The organism is Sneathiella limimaris, from assembly GCF_012932565.1.
Taxonomy (GTDB): Bacteria; Pseudomonadota; Alphaproteobacteria; order Sneathiellales; family Sneathiellaceae; genus Sneathiella; species Sneathiella limimaris.
Window position 1 is genome coordinate 2163964 of record NZ_JABBYJ010000001.1, and the last position, 13678, is coordinate 2177641.

Consider the following 13678-nt stretch of genomic DNA (forward strand, 5'->3'; position numbering starts at 1 on the left):
CGGCTGAAGCTGCTACATATTACCAAGGCGCCAGGTTTGGCCTTGCATGAAGTTCTGGGCAAGGAAGCGATAGGTGTGCTTGAGTTGTTTCTCGACACCCGTATTTTCCTCAGGCTCAAGGTCTCTCCAGCCGTCAATCATTTCATCCCAGATCATGAACTTCTGATGCAAATCATCACGTGTCTTGCGGATATATTCGATCGTTGGGTCAAAGTTTTTGAGAACCGTCAGAACCTCACAAGTTTGGGCGTCCATTTCATCGAACTTGCGATCAAAATCAGCAATAACAGGCTTAATCAGCGCATTGATACGGCTGAGGTCGTCCATCATCCCTCTGTCTCGCCGATAAACAGTTTGGAGCCTGTCCACATTGATGCCAATCCGTTTGATTTGGGAATAATGGTCCCGGAGAGCTTCAATATAGGAAAGTTCCCGAATTACATCATCAACCTTGGCCACAACGTCATCCTTGGTAATGCCGAGTTTATTGGCAATTTCCTTGAAGGCGTCTTGAACTTTTTGCTTGGTTTCAGGGTCGGCAGCGATGGCTTCCAACTCACCAGAGTTGGTAATAATTTCTTCGCTTCCAGACAACCAGGATACAAGCTGCATGGTAATACGACCACGCGCAATATTCCGGTGTTTTTCTTCAATGCTCCAGGACGCGGTCCCATCCAGGATTTCTGTGGGAATAGAGTCGTTTGGATGGATTTCTTTTACGAATTTCAGAGAATTGCTGACAATTTTAAGAAGCTCACCATCTGAGCTGTCTTTATCAATGCCAAACTCCTGACAGATGGAGCGGACAGGAACTGCCCCCACCATATCACCTAAGCGAACAAACAGAGAGGGTTCCCGATTGTCATTGGTCAGTTTGAAATGAGCGCCGGGGACTTCGAAGATCTTGTGTTTGAAGGCAAAATGCGTGCTCGTGCTGAGTTCCCCCGCACCTTTATCTTTGTCCATAACGTCTGTTTTTTCTGCTTCTGCCATCTGGCCTCAACGGAATAAGCTGTTCAACTCCAGTGGGTACCCAAGACTGTCCCTTGAATCTGGTTACCGAAATTAACCTTAGATTAGCCCACACATAGTAACCAAATGGTTACCGAAACAGAATTTCTCAAGCCGCTTCAGGGTTAAGTGATTTTTGCCATTCTGCAAAGTGCTGGAACGCTCTTTTCGTATAGGCTTGCTTCCGTTCTTTTTTCTTAACTCGTTGTTCAAGGGGAGGGAAAAGGCCAAAGTTGACGTTCATAGGCTGGAAGGTGTCACTTTCCGCACCACCCGTAATGTGGCTTTTTAAGGCACCAAGCGCTGTTGTTAGAGGTGGAGCCGTAAATATGTTTCCAGTCATCTCACTGGCGAGATAACGGCCAGCCAAGATACCAATTGCGGTGCTTTCAACATATCCTTCAACGCCTGTAATTTGCCCGGCGAAGCGCAGATTGGGTCGGGCTTTTAAGCGGAGTTCTTCATCCAGTACAATAGGACTGTTGATGAAGGTATTTCTATGCAGACCGCCGAGGCGCGCAAATTCAGCGTTTTCCAGGCCAGGAATTTTTTTGAAAATACGGGTTTGCTCGGCGTATTTCAGTTTCGTCTGGAAGCCGACAATATTGTAAAGGGTTCCAAGCTTATTGTCCTGACGCAGTTGAACGATACCGTAGGGTTTAACGGTTGGATTGTTCGGATTGGTCAGACCAACAGGCTTCATGGGACCAAAACGCAGTGTTTCAGGACCGCGTTCTGCCATGACTTCAATGGGAAGGCAGCCATCAAAGTAAGGCGTATCTTTTTCCCATTCTTTGAATTCGGTTTTACCGCCTTCGTTTAGGTCCTGGATGAATTCCCGATACTGTTCCTCAGTCAGGGGGCAGTTGATGTAATCAGTACCGGTCCCTTTATCATATCGGGACTGAAACCAGGCTATGTCGAAATTGATGCTATCCTTGTAGACGATCGGTGCAATGGCATCAAAGAAAGACAAAGCATCTGCGCCGGTTGCAGCATGGATTTCATTAGCCAATTGCTCTGACGTTAGTGGACCAGTAGCAATAATACATTTTCCCCAATCTTCAGGGGGAAGACCGGTAACCTCTCCCCGCTCGACTGTGACGAGGGGGTGAGCTTCAAGTTTTTCCTGCACATATCCAGAAAACCCATGACGATCGACCGCCAATGCACCACCAGCAGGAACCTTGTTGATATCTGCGCTTTCCATGATCAGGGAGCCAAGTTCCCGCATTTCCTTGTGCAGAAGGCCAACAGCGTTATTCTCTGCGTCATCTGAACGGAAGGAGTTTGAACAGACAAGTTCAGCCAGACTGTCTGTGATATGGGCATCCGTTCCCCGATCTGGGCGCATTTCATGCAGGATTACTGGTACACCCTGGTTGACTAATTGCCAAGTTGCTTCGGATCCGGCAAGACCACCGCCGATCACATGAACCGGTGTTTTTGCATTACTCATCTATTCGTCTTTCCTCGGGCTATAGCTCACGCCGCACTGGATTTTTTGGGTTTCTTGGTGGAGGTCTTTTTAGTTGCCGCTTTCTCACCGGCAACCGGCACCTCAGGATATTTCGCCAAGATATCCTTCAAATATTGTCCAGTATAGCTGGCGTCAACTTTTGCCACATCTTCTGGGGTCCCTTCGGCGACAAGATAACCACCTGCATCCCCTCCGTCTGGACCCATATCAACAATCCAGTCAGCGGTTTTGATGACTTCCAGGTTATGCTCAATCACTAGAACACTGTTACCCGTATTCACAAGGGCCTGCAGGACTTCCATTAATTTGCGAACATCCTCAAAGTGCAGGCCTGTCGTCGGCTCATCCAGAATATAGAGGGTTCGGCCGGTTGCGCGACGGGATAGCTCTTTGGCCAGCTTTACCCGCTGAGCCTCACCTCCTGAAAGTGTCGTCGCCTGCTGTCCCACATGGATATAGCCGAGGCCAACCTGCTGTAGAGTTTCAAATTTTTCCCGGATGGAAGGAACGGCCTTGAAGAAAACAACGGCTTCATCGACAGTCATATCGAGGACGTCGGAAATGCTTTTATCCTTGAACGTAATCTCCAACGTTTCCCGGTTGTAGCGTTTTCCCTTACAAACCTCGCATTCAACATAAACATCGGGCAGGAAGTGCATTTCAATCTTGATGACGCCGTCGCCCTTACAGGCTTCACAGCGGCCACCTTTGACATTGAAGGAAAAGCGACCGGATTTATAGCCGCGGGCCTTGGCTTCTGGAAGGCCTGCAAACCACTCCCGGATAGGTGTAAACGCACCAGTATAAGTCGCTGGGTTAGAACGAGGAGTTCGCCCGATTGGGCTTTGATCAATATCAACAATCTTGTCCAGCCACTCAATGCCTTCAATTCGATCATGGGGGCCAGGGTGATTGCGGTTATTGTTCAGTTTACGGGCAATCGCCTTATAAAGCGTTTCAATGATCAGCGATGATTTACCGCCTCCAGACACACCTGTGACGCATGTGAATGTGCCAAGCGGAATACTAACATCTACTCGCTTCAGGTTATTGTGGCGAGCCCCAACGATCTTGATCTGCCGAGCTGACACGGGCTTACGTCGTGCTTTGGGCAGGGGAACTTCCATTTTCCCGGACAGGTATTTACCGGTGATACTTTCCTCAGCGTTGCAGATGTCCTCAGGGGTCCCCTGGGCGATAAGCTTGCCTCCGTGACTGCCTGCACGCGGTCCCATGTCAATCACATGATCGGCGGTCAAGATGGCTTCTTCATCATGTTCAACAACAAGAACCGAATTACCCTGATCGCGAAGGTTGACCAGTGTTTTCAAGAGGCGGGAATTATCCCGTTGATGCAAACCAATGGAAGGCTCATCAAGGACATAAAGAACGCCTGTCAGGCCAGATCCAATTTGGGAAGCAAGGCGGATCCGTTGGCTTTCCCCACCAGAGAGGGTCCCGGAACCACGCGAAAGCGTTAAGTATTCAAGACCAACATCTACCAGAAAGCCAAGCCGCTCATTGATTTCCTTCAGAACGCGTTCTGCAATAGATTTATCTTTTGCAGAGAGCTTGTCGTTTAGATCCGTGAACCATTTCTGAGCATCCAGAATGGATTTTTTGGAAACCTCACCAATGTTTAAGCCATCGATTTTTATGGCCAGGGCTTCTTGTTTCAGCCGGTGACCGCTACAAGTCCCACAATCTGTTTTGTCCTGGTATTTTTCAAGATCCTCACGGACGAAACTGCTTTCGGTTTCACGCCAACGGCGTTGGATATTGGGGATAACCCCTTCAAACGGCTTGTTGGTTTTGTAGGTGCGCATCCCGTCATCAAAGGTGATCTGCACTTTTTCATCGCCGGTGCCGAAAAGAACCTTATCCTGATGTTCTTCCGAGAGGTCTTCCCAGGGGGTGGTGACTTCAAATCCATAATGCCGTGCCAACGCTTCCAGCGTTTGCATGTAGTAGGGTGCAGGGGTGGAAGAGCGGGACCAGGGGGCAATCGCACCGTTGCGCAAAGATAAGGTCACATCAGGAACGACCAGGACTGGATCGAAGAACATTTCCGTTCCAAGACCACCGCAGGACGGACACGCTCCGTAAGGGTTGTTAAAGGAAAAGATTCGGGGCTCAATTTCCTCAATTGTGAAGCCGGATACTGGACACGCAAATTTAGCGGAGAATATCTTCCGCTCCTTAGTGTCCGCATCCTCAACCACAAACAAACCATCGGCCAAGTCGAGCGCCGTTTCGACACTGTCTGCCAAGCGGGTCTGAATTTCATCATTCAGGACCACACGGTCGACGACTACATCAATATGGTGTTTGAGCTTCTTATCCAGTTCCGGAACATCTTCAATGTCATAGATCTCACCATCGACCTTGACCCGTTGGAACCCTTTTTTGCGAAGCTCGATAAATTCTTTTCGGTATTCCCCTTTACGGCCCCTGACAATTGGAGCCATCAGATACAGGCGTTTACCCTCTCCCATAGCCATAACCTGATCAACCATTTGGCTAACCGTCTGACTTTCGATGGGCAGACCCGTTGCTGGCGAGTAGGGAACACCGATACGTGCATAAAGAAGACGCAAATAGTCATAGATTTCGGTGACCGTACCGACCGTCGAACGTGGGTTTTTGGATGTTGTTTTCTGTTCGATGGAAATTGCAGGGCTCAAACCGTCAATATGATCCACATCCGGTTTTTGCATCATTTCCAGAAATTGCCGGGCATAGGCCGACAGACTTTCAACATAGCGTCTCTGGCCTTCAGCGTAGATGGTGTCGAACGCCAAAGAAGATTTTCCTGAGCCGGAGAGGCCTGTGATCACCACAAGTTTGTCCCGTGGGATATCGACATTCACATTTTGCAGATTATGTTCTCGAGCACCGCGAACGCTGATTTTCGTATGCATCTAAATTTCCTGGGTCAAAAAGGGGGCCTTAAGAGAGGGAACTTAGCTAAAGTTCCATCAAAATTCCAGTCTTTCGCAGATAAAAATGTTTTTCTTTTGTTCTTATTGCCAAATGGGTGGATTTCTTCTGGTCAGTTCGCTTTTGAGCCGTTAAGCTGTGGGCAAATTTGTGACTCTAAAAGAATCGAAAGCAATAGGTTATGGCAGGCAGCGTCAATAAAGTTATTTTGGTTGGAAATCTTGGTGCGGATCCGGAAATTCGTCATACACAAGCGGGTAAACCAGTTTGTAATTTGCGGATTGCAACGTCAGAAACCTGGCGGGACCGGGATTCAGGTGAACGCCGGGAGCGGACAGAATGGCATCGGGTCGTTATCTTTAACGAAGGCCTTTGTAAGGTTGCTGAGAATTACCTCCGTAAAGGATCCAAAGTTTATATCGAAGGGCAGTTGCAAACCCGTCAATATGAACAGGATGGCATCACTAAATATTCAACTGAAATTGTTCTTCAGGGCTTTAACTCTAACCTGACCATGTTGGATAGTGCCGGTGGTCAAGGTGGTGGCCAAGGCGGCGGCTTTGGTGGTGGAAGCAGTAACCAGGGCGGTGGTTTTGGCGGTGGTAGCCAGCAAGGTGGCGGCTTCGGCGGTGCTCCAGCCGGTGGTGATTTCGATGATGACATCCCATTTTAAGGTTGTCGGTCGATGAAACACGAAAAAGCCACCCATTGGGTGGCTTTTTATTTGGCCTCAGCTCAGGTTAAATAGGACCGGTAGCATGGAGCCAATCAGAAGAACTGCCATAGTTCTGTTAAACAGTGTAATCCGTCGCGCCGTTGACAGCCACCGCCGCAACAAGGCTCCAGAAATAGCCCAAATGCTGATGGATGGAATGTTGATGAGTGCAAAAATACCTATTAAAAGCAATAAGTTAAACTGATAATTTTCAGGAACGGTGTATGAAACAGTGACGATTAGGGCAACCGCCCAGGCTTTCGGATTGACCCATTGAAATAATGCAGCCTGAAAGAAGCCAATCTTGGGTACTGTGTCATTTTCTTTCGGGTTTCCAATGGATTGACTTCTGGAAATTTGAAACGCGAGCCAAATAACATAAGCACCGCAGAGATACCGAAGGACTGATATGATAACAGGGTAAGTGTCCAAAATCTCTCCAAGCCCAATGCCAACTAAAAAAACCATTGTCAGAAATCCAGCGCTGATGCCAGTCACAAGGGGAAGGGAGCGCACATATCCAAAGCTTGCGCCTTGCGACATTAGAAGGAAATTACTGGGGCCGGGTGAGATGGACATCACAAAAGCAAATCCAATCAAAGCAATAATCATATCCAAAGTCATATTTTCTACCTGAAGCAGTCGAGGGGGCTTTAGGTTGACATAGAGAGACTCTCCGCACATCCTTTATGCATCTCATTTTTTTGACAGATCGTCTCAAGAGGCGCGCATGCAGTCTGAAGATATAGTCTCCGAAGTATTTTCAACGCTTCGCTTGAAGGCACATCTGTATTTCGAAGCAAAACTGGCGACTGACTTTTCCATCGAAATTCCGAAGGAGCGGCGGTTAATCCGGTTTCACATGGTTTTGGAAGGTGCCTGCTGGGTCGTTGTTCCAGATTTTGACCCCGTCTGTTTGACGGCAGGTGATGTGGTTCTTATCCCAGATGGTTCAGCCCAAATCCTTGCGTCTGATCCAACACTTAAGCCTTCGCCATTGCCAAAGTTGCTGACACCGAGAAATCTGGAGAAGGGTGTGTTTCGGTATGATGTCGAAGATGAGGCCCCCGCTAACAGGCTGCTATGTGGTTATTGTCAGTTTGATGAGGCTCTGGATCACCCTGTTTTAAAAACTTTGCCTCCTCTGGTTTTGTTGAAATTGAGCCAGACTGAGCAGGACCCTGTATTGGATGCTTTCCTCAAACCGATACGGAAATTGGCTGACCAACCAGTGCAGGGAAGGGACGCTCTACTGACCCGCCTGATCGAAGGGTTATTTATTCAAACGGTGATGGGGCAATATGACAACACGGGCAGTGGCAGCTTTGTCGCTTCACTACAGGATTGGCGAATAGCAAAAGCCCTAACCTGTATTCATCAAAACCCTGAGACTGCGTGGACAATTGATAGTCTTGCTAAAGAGGCGGGGATGTCTCGGGCACGGTTTGCAGATTTGTTTAATCGTTTGGTCGGAATCCCGCCCATTCAATATTTAAGTTTACATCGCCTCAGTCAGGGGCGTGTTTTGTTGAAAGATACAAACTTGGGTCTTGATGAAATTGCCAGCCGCTGCGGTTATGCCTCTGCCTCCTCTTTTTCACGCCGTTTTAAGGAAGAGTTTGGTTTGGGGCCTGGAGCTTACCGCAGGGCTGGCTGATATTGTTTACTTCAGTGCGTTATACACCCAGCTTCTGATCCGGGGACGATAACCTGCCCGAAGTTTTGGGGCTTGCATCATAAACACAGTGATCAGGTTTTCAGACGGATCGATCCAGAAATAGGTGCCGGCATAGCCGCCCCAATAAAGATCACCTTTGCTGCCTGGGAATGGCCCTTCATCAGAGCGACGAACAGCAAAACCATACCCAAATCCATAGACTGGTCCAAGAAGGTTGTAGTTACCTGGCTTGATATCTCCCAACTGATCCGAGGTCATCAACTGAACAGTTTCAGGTTTTAGGATCTGCGTCCCATTAAGCGATCCATTGTTCAAAATCATTCTCAGGAATGTCACGTAATCAGGTGCCGTAGACATCATTCCACCGCCACCGGATTGGTATGTCGGTTTTTGCAACGGATTTAATAATCCGGGATATTGAGGTTCAACCACACGGTCTTTTTTAGCGGCCTCAACATAAAAACTGGTATCCTTCATTCCAAGGGGATCAAGGATATTGGTTTTGACAAAATCACCAATTGATTGCCCTGAAGCAACCTCGACAACACGTGCCAGAACGTCCGTGCTATGGCTATATTCCCACGCGGAACCTGGTTGATGCTCTAAGGGAAGCATTGCTAATTTGTCTGCAAGTTCTGCATTGGTTTGATTGGGATCATAGAGGTTGGCGTTTCGATATTCTGCACGGGCGGGTGTGTCTCCGAAGAAGCCGTAAACGATACCCGATGTATGGCGCATCAGATCAGCAATTGTAATAGGTCGTTCTTGTGGTACCCGTTTGCCATCGGCGAGAACTTGTGAGTTGGCAAAAGACGGGACGTATTTGGAAAGTGGGTCCTCTAGTTTTAATTTTCCCCGCTCCATCAGGATCATAGCTGCGGTGGTGGTGATCGGCTTACTCATGGAATAAATCCGAAAAATGTCATCGGTTTTGAGGGGGCCTTCGCTTGCACCATTCCCACGGGTTCCGAAGGCTTCGTCATAACCAATCACTCCATTTCGGAAAACCGTAAGCGTTGCGCCTGCGAGCTTTCCATCCGAAATGTCCTTTATTATTTCGGTCTTTGCCGTTTCGAGTTTGTTGGTGTCTATGCCTGCCTTGGCTGGATCGACCATCTCCATGGCCGATGCAGGTAGACAAAGCAGGGCAAAAGCGGCCCCAATCAGGACTGACTTCATTTGGTTTCCTCCCGGTATGTTTTCTTCTTTAGGTCGAACAGAATAGAGTAAAATACGCTTCTATTGAATAATAATATTAATTCACCTGCCTTGAGCTGCCACCTTGTGTTGGCTATAAGGGCGGATCGAATTTCAATAGAGCGTCTGGATTGAGTTTGAGTAATAAAAATTCAGAAATAATAGACCTTATGGCTCGGCGAAAATCTGTGCGAGCCTTCTTGCAAAAAAATGTTGAGCAGGATTTGGTAACGAAAATCCTGACAGCTGCTTTTCGGGCCCCAAGTGGTGGAAATATGCAGCCTTGGAAGGTCCATATCCTCACGGGATCTCGAAAGGACGGTTTAGCCCAGGCCTTGATGCAAGCTTATGATCAGCGCCCGTCGGTTAGAAAAGATGATTATCTTTACTATCCTGACACACCTCTGAGTCCCTATACAGATCGGATATCTGAAATTGGGGAGCTGTTATATGGCTCGTTGGAGATCGGCAAACGAGATGTTTCAAAAAGGCGGGAGCAACAAAAGAGAAACTATCAGTTTCACGGCGCACCCGTAGGAATTGTTCTGACAATGGACAAGCGCTTGGAGACAGGCTCATATGTCGATATGGGGATTTTTATTTCACATTTGATCCTGGCTGCGGAAGCAAACGGTTTGGCAACATGTGTTGAAGCGGCCCTGATTTCATATGCCGATGTTATTCGTTCCCACCTATCACTGCCGGAGACAGACCTTGTTATTTGTGGCATAGCGCTCGGATTTGAAGATAGAGATCATCCTTTAAATCAATTTGCGCGGCCACGAAAGCAGCTTGAGGATGCGGTTATATACTATGGCGACTAGGACGCGGCTCTATGAAACGGTGTTGCGCCACGCAGAGCAAACGCCGAGCAAGCCGGCAATCTGTCTGGGCAGTGAAACGATTACCTATCTGGATTTGAAGAAACAGATAGCAGCTTGGTTTCAAACACTTTCTCGGAAATCCCTGAAATCCATTGCCGTCTCGCATCCTAACTCAGTTGATCATGTGGCGATCCTTATTGCTGGGAGCCAGCTTGGCATAAACACCCAGGTTTTCAATACGGATTGGCCAACAGCTTTGAGAGATAAGCTAATAGATCATCTAAAGCCGGATGCTGTTTATGCTGCAGGGAGTTTAAGAGTGTGCAAATCACTCCAAACAACAGAAGAGGTTGGTGATTTTCCCTTTTATACGGGCTTTACGTCGGGTTCTACAGGCCTGCCAAAAGGTTATGCGAGAAGTGAGCGCAGTTGGTTGGAGAGTTTTGCTGCAGATCAAAAGGCATTTGGGCTCAGCGGAGATGATATTTTCTTCGTCCCAGGCAGCCTTTCTCACTCGCTACCGTTATATGGCGTGATTAGGGGGCTCTATGCTGGTGCTACCGTTCGGATGCAAGCCTCGTTTCGTCCTGATCGATTTATTAAAGACCTGAAAGAGGATGGCCGTTCTATCCTGATTGGCACACCTACTCAGATCCGTGCATTGATTGATTACAGCCTACGGCAAACTGATGTATTGGAGAACCTTCGACTGGTTTTATCAGCAGGATCGAAGTTTCCAACATTTTGGTTAGATGATTTCCAATCTGTTTTTCCGACTGCAAATCTTTGTGAATTTTACGGCTCGTCAGAATTTTCGTATGTCTCCTATCAACAGCTGACGCCTCAAACCAACCCACATTGTGTCGGTAAGCCTTTTGATGGGGTTGATGTTTCCATTCGTGATCAGGATGGAACAGAAGCCGCTGTGGGACAAATCGGAACAATATATGTGCGAAGTCCATTTGTTTTTGCGGGCTATGCAGGCGCTAACGGGAAGCTTTTTCCGCCTCGCTCCCAAGGTGGCTTCATAACAGTCGGTGATCGAGGTTTCTTGAATGATACTGGGGACTTAAGCCTGGTCGGCCGGGAAGATCGTATGTTTCAGTCAGCCGGACGCAATATTCAGCCTGAGGAAATTGAAACAGCGTTGCAGACCATTCCTTGCATTCGGTCCGTTGCTGTGATGGGAGAGGCTGATCCTGTTCGGGAAAACCGGGTTGTCGGCATTGTTAAATTAGAGGAAGATGTGTCTTCCTCAAGCTTGACTTTGAAGTTGAAAAAGCTTCTTCCGCCTTACGCAATTCCTTCAAAGTTCTATCTTTGCCGTGATTGGCCCTACACAGTTTCGGAGAAAACCGATTTAGCGGCTATTAGAGCTATGCTACTTGGCGGGAAACTGATGAGGTTGTCGTGAGGAAGGTTTTTATCGCCTCTGCAAAACGAACGGCAGTATCACCAATAAATGGTGCCTTTCGTAATCTTGAAATTTCAGATTTGGCGGCCCCTGTCTTTTCAGCTTTGACGGATAACCTTGGTTTGGCGGGTGATCAGATTGATCAAGTAATCATGGGAAATGCTCTTTATGGGGGAGGGAACCCTGCACGTGTTGCTGCCCTCGCTGCAGATTTTCCGGAGAGCTTGCCAGCGATGACAATTGATACGCAATGTTGCAGCGGCCTAGATGCAATTTTATTGGGTGCTTCGATGATCAGATCTGGAGTGGCCGACGTCGTCATCGCTGGAGGCGTGGAATCCTACAGTCGTGCCCCTCGTCGATTTCAACGTGCCAAAACGCCCAATGGAGTGGATCAGGAATATGAAAGGCCTCCATTTACGCCATGGCCTGATCGGGATCCGGATATGTTGGAAGCCGCCGCGGCTTTAGCTAAGACAGGTTCGATGAGCCGGGTCCAACAAGAAGAATTTGCAATAGAAAGTCATCGTAAGGCATTAATTAATAAAGAAAATAATGCAGCTGAGATCGTTTCTGTTGCCGGTGTTCAGTCGGATTCCGCCAGTCGGAACTTGTCTCACAAGCTGTGTAGCCGTTTACCAGTGATTGCTGGTGATAATGAGTTTGGCCTCACATCGGCAACGGTTGCTTTAAAGGCGGACGCTGCTGCCGCTGTTTTACTAGTTAGTGAAACAGCGCTTCTAAAACTGGACAAAACACCGGCAAAGCCTGTTGAGTTAGTTGCGGGTCTTTCCCTCGGAAGTGATCCGGAGCAGCCTGCCCTGGCTCCTATCTTTGGAGTGCGTCAACTCCTTAAAGACCGCGCCATAGAAGTCCCTCAAATAAAGGTACTTGAAGTGATGGAAGCCTTTGCCGTACAGGCGATGGAGTGTCTTTCTCAAACCGGTCTTGACCTTGCAGCTTTTAATGTTGGGGGCGGCGCTCTTGCAAGAGGTCATCCGATTGGTGCGTCTGGCGCCATAAATGCAGTTCGACTTTTTCATCAGTTACAATCCTGTTCAGCGGGAAGTTATGGGCTAGCGACAATCGCTGCAGCAGGCGGATTAAGTAGTACGCTCTTGCTGCAGCGTTAAATTCTAAGTTACCTAGCCGCAGCGCCAAGCTGTCCTGCTACGTTCAGCCATTTATTGACGAGAGCTGGTTTAGCCTCAGTTGCCGGAGCAAAGCTTTTAAAGGATACCGGTTTTAATCCGACGAACTTGTATATTTGTCGTTCCAGTTGTTTGCGAATTGCTGAGCCATACATGAGAGACAGAGCATAAGAGGGTGTATCTGAGGTCAAGAGGGTGCTGGCGGTTCTGCCTTTCAGGAGGGGAGCAGGCATTCCAATAAAATTGGTATTTCGGGTGTCAAAAGTTGTGCCAGGTAAAAGGGCGCGATCAAACAATCCCTTCAATAATGCAGGAAGTCCACCCCACCACATGGGTGTAGCAAGAACAAGGTGATCGCACCATAAAAGATCATCAACAAAAGTTTGAAGGTCCGGCTCCAGCGGTTTAGGGTTATGATAACCACCATCACCAAAGTCTGGATCAAATGTTTTGGAAAACAGATCATGTCGGCGCACTAAATGCCCCGCTTTTGTCGCATTTTCTTGATACCGATCTAGTAGGCTGGCTGAGAGGGAACTCTCTGCTGGGTGTCCGTTTAATGTTAAGATATTTTTTGAAGCCATGAAAATAATTCCTATATAAATGACCGTGGTCATTTTTGACATAAATTGACCGTAGTCATTTTTCAAGGCCCAAATAGTAGAAAGTGTGCATAATTGTGAAAGAACCGCAGAAAAGAAGGCTTGATACACGAAAAAAAATTCTTGATGTGGCCCGAGAAATTGTTCTTCAGGATGGTTATGAAGCCCTGCGGACAGAAGAAGTCGTCAAAAAGGCTGGGGTCGCCAAGGGGACATTATTTGCTCATTTTGGGGATAAGGACCAGCTTCTCTATACGTTGATGTGTGAAGAGTTTGATGGGGCTGTCGGAACTGTTGTGAGGGAGATGTCGAAGCAGGATTTTATGCCTGAGGATTTTGTAACTTCACTGGTTCCTTTCTTAAAGCTGCTTAGCCGGGAGCGGATCCTATTTGACTTGTTTCAGCATTTTGCCGGCGTGACAGTTGATCAGTTTAGTCTGGAAGTCGGTGATGATTGCCATGAGTTTCAGGATCTTTTGGCAAATGCGATAAAGCGGCTGCAAACTGACAGTAAGATTAGAACCGATTTACCGGAAACTGCACTAGGTGAAGGATGTCTTGCATTTTTGGTTCAAGCTGTTTCTTTTAAACTAAGTGGTCAATACAGTAGTCTGGATGAAGCCGAAAAAGAGTTTCGTTTCAAACTAAAATCATGGCTTTCTTAAT

At 47.7% G+C, this 13678-nt stretch carries 12 protein-coding genes; 6 read left to right on the top strand and 6 right to left on the bottom strand.

What is annotated here, in order from left to right; all coding sequences use genetic code 11:
• Positions 1 to 12: 12 nt before the first annotated feature.
• The 3 genes from HH301_RS10520 to uvrA form a co-directional block, all read right to left on the bottom strand.
• Positions 13 to 993: a hypothetical protein gene (locus HH301_RS10520; RefSeq protein WP_169568860.1), complete on the bottom strand. Its 981-nt coding sequence runs from the start codon at positions 991 to 993 to the stop codon at positions 13 to 15.
• 127 nt (positions 994 to 1120) lie between these two features.
• On the bottom strand, positions 1121 to 2470 hold the full coding sequence (gene trmFO / locus HH301_RS10525; protein WP_169568861.1) for a methylenetetrahydrofolate--tRNA-(uracil(54)-C(5))-methyltransferase (FADH(2)-oxidizing) TrmFO: 1350 nt from the start codon (positions 2468 to 2470) through the stop codon (positions 1121 to 1123).
• Between the two features lie 26 nt (positions 2471 to 2496).
• Positions 2497 to 5412 carry an excinuclease ABC subunit UvrA gene (uvrA, locus tag HH301_RS10530; protein WP_169568862.1) on the bottom strand — a complete coding sequence of 972 codons (2916 nt, stop codon included), beginning with the start codon at positions 5410 to 5412 and terminating at the stop codon, positions 2497 to 2499.
• 200 nt (positions 5413 to 5612) lie between these two features.
• Between uvrA and ssb the strand changes: the two genes are divergently transcribed.
• Complete coding sequence (gene ssb, locus HH301_RS10535) at positions 5613 to 6104, top strand: single-stranded DNA-binding protein (protein WP_169568863.1); 492 nt, start codon at positions 5613 to 5615, stop codon at positions 6102 to 6104.
• Positions 6105 to 6161: 57 nt separating this feature from the next.
• Here the strand turns inward: ssb and HH301_RS10540 are convergent, their stop codons facing one another.
• Complete coding sequence (locus tag HH301_RS10540) at positions 6162 to 6770, bottom strand: LysE family translocator (RefSeq protein WP_169568864.1); 609 nt, start codon at positions 6768 to 6770, stop codon at positions 6162 to 6164.
• A 106-nt stretch (positions 6771 to 6876) separates the two neighbouring features.
• On the opposite strand from HH301_RS10540, the gene HH301_RS10545 reads away from it, so the two are divergent.
• Positions 6877 to 7803, top strand: a complete 927-nt coding sequence (locus tag HH301_RS10545) for an AraC family transcriptional regulator (protein ID WP_169568865.1) — start codon at positions 6877 to 6879, stop codon at positions 7801 to 7803.
• Positions 7804 to 7809: 6 nt separating this feature from the next.
• Here the strand turns inward: HH301_RS10545 and HH301_RS10550 are convergent, their stop codons facing one another.
• The gene (locus tag HH301_RS10550) at positions 7810 to 9003 is read right to left on the bottom strand and encodes a serine hydrolase domain-containing protein (protein ID WP_169568866.1); all 1194 of its coding nucleotides are present in this window, start codon (positions 9001 to 9003) and stop codon (positions 7810 to 7812) included.
• A 155-nt stretch (positions 9004 to 9158) separates the two neighbouring features.
• Between HH301_RS10550 and HH301_RS10555 the strand changes: the two genes are divergently transcribed.
• The 3 genes from HH301_RS10555 to HH301_RS10565 are packed head-to-tail and all read left to right on the top strand — an operon-like array spanning position 9159 to position 12392.
• Positions 9159 to 9845 carry a nitroreductase gene (locus tag HH301_RS10555; protein WP_169568867.1) on the top strand — a complete coding sequence of 229 codons (687 nt, stop codon included), beginning with the start codon at positions 9159 to 9161 and terminating at the stop codon, positions 9843 to 9845.
• Positions 9835 to 11259, top strand: coding sequence for an AMP-binding protein (locus HH301_RS10560; protein ID WP_169568868.1), 1425 nt, complete (start codon positions 9835 to 9837; stop codon positions 11257 to 11259). Before HH301_RS10555 ends, HH301_RS10560 begins: the two co-directional genes overlap by 11 nt.
• The gene (locus HH301_RS10565; protein ID WP_169568869.1) at positions 11256 to 12392 is read left to right on the top strand and encodes an acetyl-CoA C-acyltransferase; all 1137 of its coding nucleotides are present in this window, start codon (positions 11256 to 11258) and stop codon (positions 12390 to 12392) included. Before HH301_RS10560 ends, HH301_RS10565 begins: the two co-directional genes overlap by 4 nt.
• Positions 12393 to 12400: 8 nt before the next feature.
• Here HH301_RS10565 and HH301_RS10570 read toward each other — a convergent pair whose 3' ends face one another.
• Entirely contained in the window at positions 12401 to 12994 is a 594-nt protein-coding gene (locus HH301_RS10570) for an NAD(P)H-dependent oxidoreductase (RefSeq protein ID WP_169568870.1), read from the bottom strand.
• A 95-nt stretch (positions 12995 to 13089) separates the two neighbouring features.
• Here HH301_RS10570 and HH301_RS10575 point away from each other — a divergent pair, with 95 nt between their 5' ends.
• Positions 13090 to 13677: a TetR family transcriptional regulator gene (locus HH301_RS10575; RefSeq protein WP_169568871.1), complete on the top strand. Its 588-nt coding sequence runs from the start codon at positions 13090 to 13092 to the stop codon at positions 13675 to 13677.
• Position 13678: the final 1 nt, after the last annotated feature.